This is a genomic window from Halovibrio variabilis (assembly GCF_007991175.1).
GTDB classification, from domain to species: Bacteria; Pseudomonadota; Gammaproteobacteria; order Pseudomonadales; family Halomonadaceae; genus Vreelandella; species Vreelandella variabilis.
Map to the genome: position 1 here is coordinate 258,941 of NZ_BJXV01000002.1, position 14,620 is coordinate 273,560.

Annotated in this window: 16 protein-coding genes; 5 read left to right on the forward strand and 11 right to left on the reverse strand. The window is 56.0% G+C overall.

The annotated features are described in order from the left end of the window. Nucleotides 1–3: 3 nt before the first annotated feature. The gene (locus HVA01_RS03170) at nt 4–2,751 is read right to left on the reverse strand and encodes a bifunctional acetate--CoA ligase family protein/GNAT family N-acetyltransferase (protein ID WP_146873080.1); all 2,748 of its coding nucleotides are present in this window, start codon (nt 2,749–2,751) and stop codon (nt 4–6) included. Between the two features lie 104 nt (nt 2,752–2,855). Here HVA01_RS03170 and HVA01_RS03175 point away from each other — a divergent pair, with 104 nt between their 5' ends. Next, entirely contained in the window at nt 2,856–3,797 is a 942-nt protein-coding gene (locus tag HVA01_RS03175) for a histone deacetylase family protein (protein ID WP_146873081.1), read from the forward strand. A 36-nt stretch (nt 3,798–3,833) separates the two neighbouring features. Here HVA01_RS03175 and HVA01_RS03180 read toward each other — a convergent pair whose 3' ends face one another. The 5 genes from HVA01_RS03180 to HVA01_RS03200 all read right to left on the reverse strand — a co-directional run bounded on the left by HVA01_RS03180 (nt 3,834) and on the right by HVA01_RS03200 (nt 6,036). Then, on the reverse strand, nt 3,834–4,184 hold the full coding sequence (locus tag HVA01_RS03180; protein ID WP_146873082.1) for a TusE/DsrC/DsvC family sulfur relay protein: 351 nt from the start codon (nt 4,182–4,184) through the stop codon (nt 3,834–3,836). Between the two features lies 1 nt (nt 4,185). Continuing rightward, complete coding sequence (gene tusB / locus HVA01_RS03185) at nt 4,186–4,476, reverse strand: sulfurtransferase complex subunit TusB (RefSeq protein ID WP_146873083.1); 291 nt, start codon at nt 4,474–4,476, stop codon at nt 4,186–4,188. 17 nt (nt 4,477–4,493) lie between these two features. Then, nucleotides 4,494–4,859, reverse strand: coding sequence for a DsrE family protein (locus HVA01_RS03190; protein WP_146873084.1), 366 nt, complete (start codon nt 4,857–4,859; stop codon nt 4,494–4,496). An 11-nt stretch (nt 4,860–4,870) separates the two neighbouring features. Further along, on the reverse strand, nt 4,871–5,272 hold the full coding sequence (tusD, locus tag HVA01_RS03195; RefSeq protein ID WP_146873085.1) for a sulfurtransferase complex subunit TusD: 402 nt from the start codon (nt 5,270–5,272) through the stop codon (nt 4,871–4,873). Between the two features lie 83 nt (nt 5,273–5,355). After that, on the reverse strand, nt 5,356–6,036 hold the full coding sequence (locus HVA01_RS03200) for a Bax inhibitor-1/YccA family protein (protein WP_146873086.1): 681 nt from the start codon (nt 6,034–6,036) through the stop codon (nt 5,356–5,358). A gap of 159 nt (nt 6,037–6,195) precedes the next feature. Between HVA01_RS03200 and HVA01_RS03205 the strand changes: the two genes are divergently transcribed. The 4 genes from HVA01_RS03205 to HVA01_RS03215 all read left to right on the forward strand — a co-directional run bounded on the left by HVA01_RS03205 (nt 6,196) and on the right by HVA01_RS03215 (nt 8,747). Then, nucleotides 6,196–6,954 (forward strand): dienelactone hydrolase family protein, encoded by a 759-nt coding sequence (locus HVA01_RS03205; protein ID WP_146873087.1) that lies wholly within the window; start codon nt 6,196–6,198, stop codon nt 6,952–6,954. A gap of 327 nt (nt 6,955–7,281) precedes the next feature. Further along, a complete protein-coding gene (locus HVA01_RS03210) occupies nt 7,282–7,608 on the forward strand; it encodes a hypothetical protein (RefSeq protein WP_146873088.1) in 327 nt (108 codons plus the stop codon). Continuing rightward, entirely contained in the window at nt 7,605–7,748 is a 144-nt protein-coding gene (locus HVA01_RS17365; protein ID WP_170243460.1) for a hypothetical protein, read from the forward strand. Before HVA01_RS03210 ends, HVA01_RS17365 begins: the two co-directional genes overlap by 4 nt. An 87-nt stretch (nt 7,749–7,835) precedes the next feature. Next, nucleotides 7,836–8,747 (forward strand): homocysteine S-methyltransferase family protein, encoded by a 912-nt coding sequence (locus tag HVA01_RS03215; RefSeq protein WP_146873089.1) that lies wholly within the window; start codon nt 7,836–7,838, stop codon nt 8,745–8,747. Nucleotides 8,748–8,753: 6 nt separating this feature from the next. Here the strand turns inward: HVA01_RS03215 and HVA01_RS03220 are convergent, their stop codons facing one another. Genes HVA01_RS03220 through HVA01_RS03240 form a run of 5 tightly spaced genes read right to left on the reverse strand, consistent with a single transcriptional unit; the run spans nt 8,754 to nt 14,611 of the window. Beyond that, nucleotides 8,754–9,698 (reverse strand): Brp/Blh family beta-carotene 15,15'-dioxygenase, encoded by a 945-nt coding sequence (locus HVA01_RS03220; RefSeq protein WP_146873090.1) that lies wholly within the window; start codon nt 9,696–9,698, stop codon nt 8,754–8,756. Nucleotides 9,699–9,739: 41 nt separating this feature from the next. After that, nucleotides 9,740–10,924: a lycopene cyclase family protein gene (locus HVA01_RS03225; RefSeq protein WP_170243462.1), complete on the reverse strand. Its 1,185-nt coding sequence runs from the start codon at nt 10,922–10,924 to the stop codon at nt 9,740–9,742. Nucleotides 10,925–10,926: 2 nt separating this feature from the next. Continuing rightward, entirely contained in the window at nt 10,927–11,991 is a 1,065-nt protein-coding gene (locus tag HVA01_RS03230; protein ID WP_146873092.1) for a phytoene/squalene synthase family protein, read from the reverse strand. Next, nucleotides 11,988–13,541 carry a phytoene desaturase family protein gene (crtI, locus tag HVA01_RS03235; protein WP_218031528.1) on the reverse strand — a complete coding sequence of 518 codons (1,554 nt, stop codon included), beginning with the start codon at nt 13,539–13,541 and terminating at the stop codon, nt 11,988–11,990. Before crtI ends, HVA01_RS03230 begins: the two co-directional genes overlap by 4 nt. Then, nucleotides 13,538–14,611, reverse strand: a complete 1,074-nt coding sequence (locus HVA01_RS03240) for a polyprenyl synthetase family protein (protein WP_146873093.1) — start codon at nt 14,609–14,611, stop codon at nt 13,538–13,540. The genes crtI and HVA01_RS03240 overlap by 4 nt, the downstream gene beginning before the upstream one ends. Nucleotides 14,612–14,620 lie beyond the last annotated feature (9 nt).

A 14,620-nucleotide genomic window follows, 5' to 3' on the forward strand; every position in this document is an offset into this window, starting at 1 on the left:
GCGCTAGTCAGGCAGGCTTTCAAGCCGGTGGCGTTGCCATTCGCTTTCCGGCTCATTTAAGCGCATGACGGCGTCAATGACCTGCTCTTCCATGTTGTAACGGCATTTGAATCCCAAGTGCTTCATCAGCGCTCGCATGGGATGATTATCGACCATGATTTTGCCAATCATTTCCAACGTGCCGATATGGGTGCAGTAATCAATCATCTTCTTCATTAACAGGCTGCCTATCCCCAGCCCCTGCATATCATCACGAACAATCACCGAAAACTCGGTGCGAATATTGTCGGCATCGTTCCATACCCGCACTACCCCAAGCATTTCTTTGCTGCCATCGTCGCCCAAATACTCGGCGATAAAGGCCATTTGACGGTCGTAATTAATATGCGACAGGTTCGATAAATCGCGCTGGGTCAGGTTGGATTTATTGTGAAAGTAGCGAAAACGGATGCTCTCTTCCGAGAGCTGGCGATGAAAGGTGGTGATCAGGTGCGCGTCTTCGGCACGAATAGGCCTCACCTCCACCTGCCAGCCGTTCTTGAGCGTTACCCACTCCCGGAGCTCTTCAGGATACGGCATGATGGCAAAGCGGGCGGGCGTGCCCAAATCCATGGCGAAATCGACTGCCACCATTCCCTCCCGGTTGAGGATCAAGGGGTTGACTTCCAGGCCGCGTAAATCGCCTAAATCTGTTGCCATTTGCGAGAGTTTCACCAACATTTGACACAGATGCTGGATATCACGCTCAGGGTCGGGGGAGTGTTCACGAATTAATGAAGCAGCATGGGTTCTACCCACGACATCTTCCGCCAGGCTCATGTTGAGCGGCGGTAGCGCTACCTGTCGATCAGCCAATACATTGACCTTATACCCACCGATACCAAACACAATAAGCGGACCAAAAACCGGATCGCGGGTAATGCCAGCGCAAATCTGCATCGAGTGTTTACCACGCTGCATGGGCTGCAAGCAGTATTCGCGAATGGCGTACTCAGGAAATTTTTCAGCCACTTTTTCGCCCAGCTCGCGTACCCCATTAGCCACCTGCTCGGGGGTTTCCAAATCCTGGAGCAACCCCGCTGAGATTTTATGTGGGTGCTTGCGGTAGCGATAAGGCCGGCAATTGCCTTCATGGACGACTTTAAGCGCTTTGCTGCCGGCAATTTCTGCCGCTCGCTCAAAAGCCTCTTCAGGGTCCTTTAAATAGACGCTCGCTGCCGTGGGAATGCCATACGCTTCAAGTACCTGAGCCGTTTCAGAGTGGGTTAAGGTTTGTCTACCTCGCGCTTTTGCCTGCTTAATCAGCGTACGGCACTGGGCGCGTATTTCGGGACTCGTTGTGAACGGCAGGCTAGGTGGTATTTCCTGCAACAGCGCCTGAACACGCTGGTAAATCACCATATGCATAAACGCCTTAACGGCTTTTTCTGGTGAAATATAGGTAGGAATCCCGGCTAAATTACAGGCATGGCGCGCGTTAAGTGCCTCTTTTAAGCCCATCCAGCTGGTCAGCATATTACGGCGGAATTTCTTGCGGTTATCGATCAGCGCTTGGGCCGTTACCAGCGACGGCGCCATTCGGGTCGGTGCGTGTACCACTAGCACCGCGTCCACATTGGCATCGGCGGCAACGATCTCAAGCGCCTGGACAAACCGCTCGGGCGAAGCATTTCCGCCGAGATCCACCGGGTTCTCGCCCGGCTTGCTCATATCGACTTCGCTACGGTGCAGCGCTGCCTGGGTGTCGGCGCTGAACTCGGCCAGTTTGCCGCCCGCACTAATCAGTTTATCGATAGCCAGCATGGCAGGCCCTAACCCGTTAGACACAATGGCCAATCGATCGCCCTTTAGCGGCTTCATCCGCGACAGCGTTTCCAGCGCATCAAGCAATTCGTCGGAGTCATCAACGCGCACGACCCCCGCCCGAGCAAAGGCGGCATCAAACACCACGTCACGGTTAGCGATGCCGGGCGTAGGCGCCATTCCGGAAATATCCGATTCCGGCGTGCGGCCGCTTTTTATCGCCAATACCAGACGATTACGCGAAGCATCGCGCACCGCCGTCATAAAGTGCTGAGCGTCGCTGATTCGCTCAAGGTGCAACATAATCGCCTGGGCGGGTGAAAACTGATTCACATAGTCGATTAAATCTGGCAACAGCACATCCACGCTATCGCCGACGGTAATCAGATGCGAAAAGCCTACATCGCGCCCTGCCGCCCAATCGATCATGCCATTGGCGAGCATCCCAGACTGCCCAAGATAAGCCACGCGGCCCGCTTTTACCGGCTGGCTGGCGTAAGAGGCATTGAGCTTTTTACCCGGCACGATCAGCCCCATGCATTCTGGGCCCAGCACGCGTATCCCCGACATCCGCGCGGCACTCAGCATCCGTTCACGGATCGAACCTTTATTGCCTTTGTCGCGGTCCAAATAGGCGCCACCGGAAAGCACCAGTGCCGCTTTGACACCGTACTCCCCGAGTTTTTTAATAAGGTCAGGAACCCCTTCTATGGGGGAGCAGACAACGGCCAAGTCGGGCACTTCCGGCAGCTCGCTGACGCGGCTAAAACAAGGCGCACCTAAGACGTCTGAATAGCCTTTAAGGTTGACGGCCCAGAGCGCGCCTTTAAAGCCGCCTTCCTGAATATTGCGCAGCACAAGGCCGCCCAGCGAAGCGGGCTTTTCAGAGGCGCCAAACACCGCTAATGTGCGAGGTTCGAAAAAATGGTGCAAAAAGCGCGTACTCACAAATGAGTCTCCCCTGACATGAATAGCGGCTGTACGACTTATTGACACTGTCGCATAGGGCATGGAGGCGATTAAGGTGTCACCCATAACAATGGAGCGTTGGAATGATTACTGCCTACCTTACTCACCCAGACTGCTCATTGCATCATATGGGCCCCGAGCATCCTGAAAACCCCCAGCGTCTGGAGGCCATTCGCGCTCGCCTATCGCTCATGGGCTTATTACAGCAGACCATGCAGGCAGATGCCAAGGAAGCCTGTGAAGACGCGTTAGCTAGGGTGCATCCCTTGCGCCACCTGCGCGCCCTGGATAAGTGCGTGCCCACTGAAGGCATCGTCACACTGGACAGCGATACCCTGATGAACCCTGATAGCCTGCAAGCCGCACGTGTTGCCGCAGGAGCGGTGATTCGTGGGGTTGATCAGGTTTTCAAGCACCAGGCGGATAACGTCTTTTGTGCCGTTAGGCCGCCCGGCCACCATGCCGAAGCCAGCGATGCCATGGGCTTTTGTTTTTACAATAATATTGCCGTTGGCGCGGCCCATGCGCGGGCAAAATATGGCGCCAAGCGTATCGCCATACTCGATTTTGACGTGCACCAGTGCAACGGCACGATCGATATCTTTAAAAACGACCCTGAAGTACTGATTTGTACTAGCTTTCAGTATCCATTTTATCCGTGGCGCTATCTACGCAGCGAGTGGCAAAACGTGGTCAACACGCCCCTGGAAGTGGGCACCGATGGGCCTGAGTTCCGGCGTATTGTCGAAAGACACTGGCTACCTGCCTTGCACGCCTTTAAGCCTGACTTGGTAATGATATCCGCCGGTTTCGACGCTCACCGCGATGACCCCATGGGGGATATCTGCTTGGAAGATGAAGACTTCTACTGGGTTACCCATTTGGCCATGGAAATTGCTACGCTTTACGCTGATAACCGGATTGTCTCGGTACTGGAAGGTGGCTATAACCCTAAATCGCTGGCAACTGGCGTGGAAGCCCACCTAAAAGCGCTTTTGGGCCTGCCTTTTGGTGAAGTGCCCTAGGCTTGGTTGATCTTTGGGGAGAGAAACGGGCACGGGCTACAGGCAGTTGGTCGGCTTGGGCAAGCCGGCCAGGCGTGCGATACGCTTGGCCGGACTACCTGGAAACAGCTGCATCAGATAAATAGAACGCCCTTTCTCTTCACCCAAGGCATTCTTGGTTGCTTTTACCAGTGGCCGCATCGCCGGTGCCATTTCGTAACGCTGGTAAAATGCCCGCACTACTTCAATAATTTCCCAATGCTCAGCCGTTAAAACAAGTCCCTCTTCTTCAGCCATTAGCTTGGCGACAGACTCGCTCCACTCGGATTGATTAACCAGATATCCTTCCGGATCTAGCGGATACTTTCTTTGTGAATCAAGATAACGGTATATTTTTGATTCAGACATATTAGTACCAGGTAACAATTTTTGCATACTGCTCAGTGAGTGCCACAAAGCCATCCATGTCGAGCATGGGCAGTTCATTATCTACGGCAATGCTGGCAAGCCCGCGGGCGATAAGGTCCTCTGATAGCAGGAAAATACGCGACTGATGCTGCTCCCAAACCGCCCAGGCTGGATCGAGCGCGGCACTCACCGCTTCTTCGATCAACAACACGCTGTCTTGCTCCCCTACCGCCTGCTGCATTTCAATAGATGCACTGCTGTCAGGCGTCTTGGTGAGGATATGTAGCATCATAATTATCTCACTCGCCGCTAAAAGTTGAGTATCTTGGCATGCTGCTGAAACAGCATTGGAATCTCCTGAGCGGGCACTGGCGTTATACCATCGACCAGTAAATCCTGGCGAATACGCAGGCCCTGCAGCGCTTCTTCTGACACCCAGAGCGCATCAATATCGTACATTTCTAACATATCAATAATCGGCAGCGTGGCTTTTTGACCTGGTGCGCCACTGCCCTGCTCCTTTAACAGCGCCATTATCCCCTGGCCCATAAACAATAGATGCACGGGTTGCCCAAACGCAGCGGCTACCAAGGCGGCATCTAATCCTTCGCGTAACCAGTTAGAACTGTGTGGCGCGTGACGAATCACCACCAGTAGCGCATCAGGTGTCGCCATTCGGCCTCCCTTTAAGCAAAGGTAATAAAGCGATCAGCGCGTTGCTGTAAGTCGAGCAATTGGCCAAGCCCAGTTAACTCAAAAGGCGGCGCTACATTGAAGGCTGGCTGACCATGGCGCTGAGCTTCAGACTCGCTCATTAACCCACGCCGCAGCGCCGCCGCAATGCATATATCCAAAGGAATCGCGTGCTGTTGGTTTAGCTCACGCCATGCTTCGTGCAGATTAAGTTCATCCTGTGGAGGCGCCATCAACGAAGCGCCATTGTGAACGCCGTCGTGATAGAAAAAAACACCCGCTATTTTATGCCCACGGGCAATAATGGCGTGGGCAAAACGCAAGGCAGAGTGCGGGGCAGGACTACTGTACGGCGCCCCCATCACTAATAACCCGTAGTGTAACCCATGGTGCATTGGCTGATCCCCACTGTTGGCTATCCTAAAAAAAGACAGGCCCTATCGCTAGGGCCTGTCATATCGTCTACCGCTCACTCATATCAGTCGTTGCTCATAATACCGAGTATCGACAACAGGCTAACAAACAGATTGTAGATCGATACGTAGAGCGTAACCGTCGCTATAATATAGTTTGTCTCACCTTCACGGTGAATGATCTCACTGGTTTGATACAAAATGGCGGCTGAAGCAAACAGCACAAAGCCAGCCGATACCATCAACGACAGCGCAGGAATATTAAAGAAGAACCCTGCTACCATCGCAAGAATCAGCACGATGGCACCCGCCATTAGGAAGTTGCCTAAAAAGCTAAAATCCTTTTTGGTGGTTAACGCAACCGCTGACAGACCCACAAAGGTTAAGCCCGTCATAGCGAGGGCGTTCATGATTAACACACCACCGTTAGGCAGCGCCAGGTAGGCAGAAAGGATTGGCCCTAACGTAAAGCCCATAAAGCCAGTAAAGGCAAACGTTGCCAACAAGCCAGCCGCAGAGTTTGCGGTTTTGTGGACAAGGAACATTAGACCGTAGGCACCAATCAAGAACACAAAGATGTTCAATTGTTGAATGCCGAGGGCAACAGCAGCGCCCGCCGTCACGGCTGAGAACAGCAGCGTCATTGCCAGTAACGCGTAGGTGCTTCGCAACACCTTGTTAGTGCTAACACTATTAGCAACGCTGCCCGACTGGGGGCGTGCCGTACGTGAATCGTTGTAAGCCATGTATTAATGCTCCCTAATAGTATTTCTGACAACGGACAAGCATGCCGTTACCGAGTTCCAGACGCAAGCCTTTGTCTTACACGTGTATAGTCATTCAACGTTGAATCATCTTAGCAGCCATTGTCTATGCTTGCTGAACACCTCATAGGACAGCATACGATGAAAAAAATTCTATTGCCTAGCAGCGCGATCACACTTTTAGCGCTAGCACTGCCTGCCATGGCCTTCTCCCCCGCTGGGCAAGATATTGCCTACAGCGTAAATGAAGAAAATTTCCAGGGCTACTTTGTCTCTGGCGGTGATAACGCTCAGGGCAGCGTAGTGATTATCCACGACTGGGATGGGCTGGGTGATTATGAGCGCCAGCGAGCTGATATGCTAGCCGATGCGGGCTATGATGTTTTCACAGTGGATCTCTATGGTGAAGGCAACCGTCCCCAGTCTGTCGACGATAAGCGCGCTGCAACCAATCGTTTATACCAAGACAGAGAACGAATGCGTGCCTTAACCTTAGGTGGCCTAGCACAGGCTAGAGAACAAGGCGCTGCCGAGCCAACGGTCATCATGGGTTACTGCTTTGGCGGCGCGGTGACGCTGGAAATTGCCCGCTCCGGCGAGGCAGATAACATAGCGGCGTACACCAGCTTTCATGGTGGGTTAACCACCCCCGAAGGCCAAGCCTACTCAAGCGACACGGCGCCTATCTTCATTGCTCACGGTGGCGCCGATAGTTCCGTGAGTTTAGACGACGTTGCTACGCTGGCTGGGGAATTAGAAGCCGCAGGCGTTACCTATGAAGTCGGCATCTACTCCGGTGCACCTCATGCTTACAGCGTGTTTGGCAGTGATGCCTATCATGAGCGCGCCGATCAGCGTTCGTGGACGGTCTTTAACGCCTGGCTTGATGAATTGCTTTAGTTTTTTGCTATAAAGCGGCTATTCGCCATCTAATGTGGGTTTAAGATTGATCGGCTATTTTATTTTCTATCTCACAGTTGAGATCGCAACCACTAAGCCATCTACCTGTTGTGGGAGGCCGCTTCAGCGTGGTCCGACACTTCGGTGGTCCGACACATCGGCGAAAGGTGCCGCAGGCACCCCCTTGGCTTCATCATGCTAGTAGCCCAAGCATTCGCGAGCTGAAGCTCCCTCCCACGGGAGTCATTATCATTCTGGCAGAATTATTAATTCCACACTGGGTGACGAAGAGCCTATAAAGCAGCAGAACGCACCTGAGGAGGCTGCTTGAAAGAACCGCATAACGGTAAAGAGCCGCAAGATGCACTGCGCGCACGGCTCAAGAAAAGCTTACAAGAGCGCAGAGCCACGGCATTACGCCGGCGAATTGGTGCCCGAGCAACGCGTCAGCAGTTCTTGGAAGCAACGCGTAACGTTGGCGTGATTGTCGTGGCGACCTGTTTTACGGCAGGCTGGGTAGTCACCAATCCCAGCCTTAATACCGACAATGTTTGGATGGGCGTAGGGCTGGGTATAGTCTTGATCTTTGTAGGCTCATTCGGCTATGGTTATGTAGAGCGGGATAAAACCTCAGATGAGGAAAGAGAACCATGAACGAATTAATTCTTGCCGGAATGTTAATGAGCCTTGTGGTTGTGTCAGGCGGCATGGTTTGGAGCCAGCACCGCGAGCATCACGGTAAAAAATCGCTAACGGACAGCGCGTTTTCCTGGATCATCAAGCGCTTTGCTTAATGGATAGCAGGATAGTTAAATTAAAAAAGGGTCGCTAATAGCGGCCCTTTTGTTTATAGCTGACGATGTTTAAAGGATGGCGACCTGATGAGTGCTGGAAACAAAAACATAGTGCTGTTAGACGGGGGAATGGGACAGGAGCTCAGAAAACGCAGTAGCCGACCCGTGTCACCGCTATGGTCCGCTCAAGTCATGCTCGATGAGCCCCATCTGGTCACTGCCGCTCACCGCGATTTCATTGAGGCCGGCGCCCAGGTCATTAAACTCAACAACTACGTCGCCACCCCAATTCGCTTGGCGCGCGACGGTGACCCCGCCATGTTCGAACCCTTGCATGCCGCGGCACTCAGCGCAGCCCACCAGGCACGTGTTCAAAGCGGTCGGCAGGTGCGCATCGCTGGCTGCCTGCCCCCACTAGTCGCGAGTTATCACCCTGATAGCGTCCCGGACGACGCTACCTGCCAACGTGACTACCGACGTCTCGTGGAGCGCCAGGCAGACGGTGTCGATTTTTTTCTATGTGAAACAATGTCGCTGATCCGCGAGGCGTGTGCCGCCACTAGCGCCGCGGTGGAAAGCCAACGCCCGGTATGGGTGGCATTCAGCGTGGATGATAGCGACGGCAGCCGCCTACGCTCTGGTGAATCGCTGGCAGTGGCGGCCCGGGAGGTCGTGGCTCTTGGCGCGGAGCGCATAGTGGTCAATTGTTCAGTGCCTGAGGCGGTCACCACCGCCATGCATGAACTCGCCGAGCTCAGCGTACCATTCGGCGGGTACGCCAACGGCTTTACGTCCGTGGCCCCGCTACAACCAGGTGGCACGGTCGATAAGTTAGCGTCGCGAACGGATCTTGATCCTGCCGCCTACGCCGAGCATGCGCTGAGATGGGTCGAGCTAGGCGCCACTGTCGTCGGCGGCTGCTGCGAAGTAGGCCCCGCCCACATTGCCGCCCTAGCCCAGCGCTTGACCGATAAGGGCTACCGTTTGGTGTCGTCTTGAGGTTAGCTAGCGGTTAGCCGCAGACCTGGGGGCTATCCACAAAGCCACCAACAACGCATGCGGCACCGTTAACACGGCCAAGCCCCAGAAAATCACTCTGACGGCGTCGGCAAGCCAGGCGCCTTCCAGGTTGGCAGCCCCGGCATTCATGGCCCACCAGGTACCCCCCCCTAGTACAATAGCGCCAGCAGTGGCGGGGGCTGCACGACGCACCAGTCGTTTGACGTCAATCGCCTTGAACGCCTGACGCTCAGCGCCCAGTAGCAGCAGGAAATGACGCAGACTATGCACAATGCAAAAGTAGAAAGCGAAAGCGATCAGCGGGGGTAAAAGCAGCATGGGCCCGGCCAACGCGCAAAGCTCCAGGAGTAGCACACTGCGGCTAGCACGGGAATTCAGGGCGACGACACCGATCAGCGCTACGACCCACCCGAGTATCAGCAAACGCCCCGCCGGCAGCACCAAGGCCATGACGGCCGCAGGGTCCTGTTGCAAGAGCCAGGCAAACAGCACGGCCACTTGTTCAGGATGCCCTGCCATCGGGCCAATGATGGGCAGACTGCCACTCAACCACCCTACTCCGGCATGCCCACCTTTGGGTAAGAACAGACAATCCGTTATCGCAAAGTGCCATATTGAAAGCCCCAAAAACCCCACCAGGGCGAGCGTCGGTTGCCAAACAATAAACGCCACGGTGAGCGCCATTAGCGCTATATAGCCAGCCAGCCATTGAACACTACTATGCCCGCGCACCACCTTGAGAGTGTTGATAATCACCGGATCGGCGCCGCCGTGGGACAGGCCAAACAGCGCGATCGGAATCACAATAATCCAAAACTGCAGGGCAAGCTCAAGATTAGGCAGCCAAACGGCCACCACACCGGCAAACAACGCCGCCATCATCGCCCAAACGCGGTGACGCTGTGCCGTGGCAGGATTGATTGCGTGCATTATAATTCTCCCCAGGATAAAAACTGCCTGACGCCGACAGGCTACGAGTGTCGCGCCAGCCTAATGGCCGCCTTTAAAAAGGGCCCTGCTGGCAAACCCCGCATAATCGCCAGCAGGTCACTCAGGCGCGGTTCATCGCCCAAAAAACGGCGCTGTTCAATCGCACGGGTACGTTCGAACAGCTGCATAAACCAGCCGGGTGCCTGCTCAGGAGATTGACGCAGTGCCTGTAAAAACACCTTGTCCATCCACTCTAGCGCCGAAGAACGCAGCCGAGGCGGGGTTAGCTCCCAGCGACCGGTCTGGCTAGCCCGTTGGATTTGCCGGGCCACATCGGCCGCCCCCCGTTGGCAGCTGGCAAACATATACCCCGTGGCCGGGCGCATCCATCCCCCGCGAATGCCAGCAGCCAGATAGCGCGGGTTAAGCTGCGGCGCCACCACCGGCATCATGGGTAGGCAGCCCGTCTCCTGCCGCGACAGCGTCCACTGGGTTCCCAGCCGCTTATTCAACCAATCGCTGAGCTGAGGGGGTACCTGCTGCGTCAACAACCGCTGGCAGTCGGGATGCGTTTTATCGACGTGGAAGCAGGTCCACTCGGCCAGCAGTCGATGGTCATCCAATGGCAGCAGGTAGACAAAATTGACCCCGCTAAACCCGGTTTGAAAATCCATCAGGCACGCGGTCGAGGGCGAAACGCCGTGGTCGGGGCAATGCACTTCAACCCCATGAAAGACCTGCCAGACGCCCTCATGGGAAGACAGCATAGCGGCCTGGGGCGGGCGTGTGTCGATGACCAGTTTTGAGGTCAGCCCGCCCTGGGAAGTAGCGATATGCAGGCCATCGTCTTGGGGCGAAATCGTGCCGACGTCAACACCGCGGGTAAAATCAAACTCTGGACGCGTCGCCATTGCCGCATAGGCTGAACGCCGCATGGCACTGGCGGATAACAGCGAATAGCAGTGCTCGGCGTCTTCGCGTTCAACGCATTGGTTTCCAAACCGGACCTGCCACCGGGGCCACCGGTGGCTAATCGCCTTGCGAAAGGGATGCGGCTGCTGATCCCAAAAGCACCACGTGCGGTCATTGGTATCTGCCTGGCGCGCCTCAAGCAGGTGCACGCGCGGTGCCGATGCGTGGGGCGGTATGACGTCAATCAGCCAGCTTGCGATGCTTAGCCCTGCCAGCCCAGCGCCTAGAATGGCGACATCGGTATCGGGAGGCAAACTCAACACCTGCCCCCGCTATCCTGAGCGATGCGGTAAAACATCAGAGTAGAGCCCAGGGGGCGATGAAGTGCCGCGTTATGAACCGGCGGCTTAGCAGGCATTAAGGCTGGCAACGCCAACACGCTCTGATACGCTTTCGCCCAGCCCGGCACAGCCACACGATGGCCCCAATACTGCGACGCATCGAGACGCTGAATACGCCTACCGATGTCACGGTAAACGCGCAACGCGACGCCTATCGCCAGCCGGGCTCGAACCGGCAGGTAAGCCAACCCTTGCCAACCGCTGACATAGTAATGTTCAGCCAGCGCCAGCAACTGTTGGATCGCTTGCCAGGCCTGCTGGCGTGCCTGATCATCGCCTGCGGCAATCTGGGCCGCGGTGACATCAGCCGACATCCAGGCAGCAGGCAGATAAAGCCGACCATCATGCGCGTCTTCCAGCACATCACGGGCGATATTGGTCATTTGCATGGCGATGCCCAAATCAATGGCAAAGGCCAGTGCGCGATCCGGCTCTTCGGCGTCGAGCAAGTGGCACATCATCACGCCGACCGTACCCGCCGCCCCGTAAGCATAGTGCAGCAAGGCAGACTCGCTGGTCAGATGCAGTTTGGAAAGATCGACCGTCATGGTGGCGAGCAGGTCTTGCATGGCGTGAAAAGCCCATGAATCTGAACTGAAGAGTGAGCCGATATCTGTCTCAAGCGCCGCCACGGCCTCTTGATCGGTTGCCGATAGCGGCGGCATTGGCGCGTCATCAATAACGTTAGCGGTTGATTGATCCTCAAGAAACATTAGCGAGGACACTGACGCACCGGGTGCGTGCGCTGCCAGCCGCTGCTGTAAAAGGCAAAGCATCTGCTTGGCGCGAAGCCGCTGTGCCTCGGTGGTCGCATTGTCGGCGATGTCGTCCACCTGCCGACAGACATGGTAAAGCCGCGCCCCCGCCTGCAGCTGGTGCGCGGGCAAAAAGCGCCCCGCCCAATGAAAGCTCCGGCCATGCTGACGCAGGGTAGCTTGAGACGCGGTGGCCGAGGTGGCCGAGGTGGCCGAGGTGGTCATATGACGTTCTCTCCTTGCACGGGCACCAGCCGCTTTTGACGTTTATGGCTGTCTTCCTTCACCAGCCGTTCGACCACGCCAGCAGAAGACACTACCCCCGGCACACCGGCACCAGGGTGTGTACCGGCGCCCACAAAATAGAGGTTGTCGAAATGCGGGGAGCGGTTATGAAAACGCAGCCCGGCCGACTGTGTCAGCGTCGGGGCAATTGAAAAACCACTGCCAAAGGGGCTCGAAAGCGCATCGTGAAAATAGCGCGGCGTTATCGCGTGGGTAGCACTCAGTTGCTCGAACAGATCCGGCATTAGCCGCTGCTGCAACGTCAGCAAAACCCGCTGTGTGAGAACCGGCTCGAGCGTCTCCCAATCTTGCTTACCGTTAAGATTCGGCACCGGCGCCAATACATAGAACGCGTCTTGGTTGGCAGGCGCCATCTGCGGGTCTGTGGCGCTCGGCCGGTGCAGGTAGAGGCTGAGATCGTCGAGCAGTTCATGCTTATCAAAGATGGCGTCAAGTATCTCTTTGAACGTATCGCCGAAGACAATCGTGTGGTGCTCAAGCTCCGGGTAACGCCGCCGGGTGGTAAAGTACACCACCATCAGCCCCATCGACTGTTTCATCCGCCGCCGCCAGCCATTCACTAAGCGGCCCCAACGGCCCATCGGCAACCAGTGCTCGTAGACGTGCAGCGGGTCGACATTGCTGACCACAATATCGGCCTCGTAGTGCTCGCCCGACACCACCTCCACGCCGGTAACGCGGTTACCCTCTGCACTGATCGCGCTGACCTGCTGGCCGGTACGAATGACCCCGCCGTGGCGTTGGAACAAGGCGGCAAGCGCCTCAACCAGTGCACCGGTGCCGCCTTTGGGGTACCAAACGCCTCCGCGGCGTTCGAGGGCGTGAATCAAGCCGTAAAGCGACGAGGTGCGGTACGGGTGCCCGCCCACCAACAGCGAAGGCACTGAAAACGCCTTACGCAAACGTTCATCGCTAAAAAAACGCGACACAAAACCGTAAAGGCTAACATCAGCCCGTAGGCGCACCAGGTCAGGTAATACTTTGAGCATGTCCGTCACGCGGGTGAAAGGCTGCTCGGCCAACTCGACAAAACCACGCTGGTACATCACTTCCGTGGCTTTCAGAAACGCCGCATAAGCGCCGCCCTCTCCGGGCGATAACCGCTCGATCTCTGCGACGGTATCCTCGATACCGCTTTTGTAGTCGAAGTAGCTACCGTCGACAAAATCCATACGGTAGAAAGGTTCAACGGGTAACAGAGTAACGTGCTCTTCCATGCGCTCGCCGAAACGCTCAAACAGCGCTTCAAAAATGAAGGGCGCGGTAATCACCGTTGGTCCGGCATCAAAGGCCACCCCATCTAAATGGAAAACTCGAGCCCGCCCGCCGATATCGGCATGACGCTCAAGCAACTCGACGTCCCAACCTTCAGACAACAAGCGCAAAGCAACGGCAATACCACCAAAACCCGATCCAACGACAACCGCTTTGCCTTGGGTGGATGCTGGCTTATCCATCAGCGCGTTCATAAGGTCTGCTCCGTCATCGCCTGTACACCCTGGTTCGGCACAGGCACTTGATCCGCATAGACCGCCATGGCCTTTTGGTGTTCATCAAGGCGACGGCGTAGCGTTGCCAACACCGCCTGTAATGATGTGCCAAGCACGTTGGGAAAATGCTGAATAAGGGTTTCCCCGCGGGCCAGCGCCGCGGAGGCGTGGCGTGTGGCCCGGCGCATGGCCTGGGAAGCAGGGTTCGCCAGCCGCTGGTTCGCCAGCCGCTGTGGCCGAACCGGCCAATGACACGGCCAAGCGTGGTAGCAATGGTAGTGGTCTGGCTGCAGGCGTTGCGCGCAGCCAATCTCAAGGTCATCTAAATCATCAATAATCTGATAAGCCAGCCCAACGGCTTTTGCAAATCGGTGGAGGTGTTCGCATTGCTGCTGGGTAATATCACCACCCATTGCCGCCGCTTCCAGGGGGAGCGCAATCAAAGGCGCTGTTTTAGCCAGGGTGGCTTGCAGATACTCGGCAACGGAGGGGTCACGGCGTTGATGATGGGTGCCGCGCGCGGCCAATTCGATACTCTGCCCGGCAATCACCTGGCCTGAGCGCTCGGTGAGCAGTTGAATCAGCGCCAAACTGTGCTCGGGTAAGTCACTATAAAGGGCGGCACGGAAGGCCGCGGTAAGTAAAAGATCGCCCGTGCAGAGCGCAACCCCAGGGTTGTCACGTTTCCAAACAGACGGCTGCCCACGGCGCTCGCTATCGCCGTCACAAAGGTCATCATGCACAAGCGATGCATTATGAATAAGCTCTGACGCTGCAGCGGCGGCAATGCGGTGGGCACTCGATGACTTGAATGCCATACCGCTGAGTAGCGCTAAACGAGCGCGCAATTGACTGCCGCCCGTTTCAAGATGATAGAGGCTGGCGGCTTGCGCCGGCCAGTGATCAGCTGCATTAAGGCTGTTACGCATTAATGCATTAACCTGTTCGAGTTCGCGATCGACGTCGCTCGCATCGGATGGTGCTTTCATTGTTTCGTTGCCACCAACACCGTTGAAATTGGCGGTTTGAGTGAGTGTTGCAGTGACCATGCCAACGTC

Bases quoted from the DNA above. Each gene is read 5' to 3' on its own strand.
- crtI (WP_218031528.1), bottom strand. From the start codon at position 13,541: ATGAACGCGCTGATGGATAAGCCAGCATCCACCCAAGGCAAAGCGGTT.
- HVA01_RS03205 (WP_146873087.1), top strand. From the start codon at position 6,196: ATGAAAAAAATTCTATTGCCTAGCAGCGCGATCACACTTTTAGCGCTA.
- HVA01_RS03200 (WP_146873086.1), bottom strand. From the start codon at position 6,036: ATGGCTTACAACGATTCACGTACGGCACGCCCCCAGTCGGGCAGCGTT.
- HVA01_RS03215 (WP_146873089.1), top strand. From the start codon at position 7,836: ATGAGTGCTGGAAACAAAAACATAGTGCTGTTAGACGGGGGAATGGGA.
- tusB (WP_146873083.1), bottom strand. From the start codon at position 4,476: ATGATGCTACATATCCTCACCAAGACGCCTGACAGCAGTGCATCTATT.
- tusD (WP_146873085.1), bottom strand. From the start codon at position 5,272: ATGCACCATGGGTTACACTACGGGTTATTAGTGATGGGGGCGCCGTAC.
- HVA01_RS03230 (WP_146873092.1), bottom strand. From the start codon at position 11,991: ATGACCACCTCGGCCACCTCGGCCACCTCGGCCACCGCGTCTCAAGCT.
- HVA01_RS03175 (WP_146873081.1), top strand. From the start codon at position 2,856: ATGATTACTGCCTACCTTACTCACCCAGACTGCTCATTGCATCATATG.
- HVA01_RS03180 (WP_146873082.1), bottom strand. From the start codon at position 4,184: ATGTCTGAATCAAAAATATACCGTTATCTTGATTCACAAAGAAAGTAT.
- HVA01_RS03240 (WP_146873093.1), bottom strand. From the start codon at position 14,611: ATGGTCACTGCAACACTCACTCAAACCGCCAATTTCAACGGTGTTGGT.
- HVA01_RS17365 (WP_170243460.1), top strand. From the start codon at position 7,605: ATGAACGAATTAATTCTTGCCGGAATGTTAATGAGCCTTGTGGTTGTG.
- HVA01_RS03190 (WP_146873084.1), bottom strand. From the start codon at position 4,859: ATGGCGACACCTGATGCGCTACTGGTGGTGATTCGTCACGCGCCACAC.
- HVA01_RS03220 (WP_146873090.1), bottom strand. From the start codon at position 9,698: ATGCACGCAATCAATCCTGCCACGGCACAGCGTCACCGCGTTTGGGCG.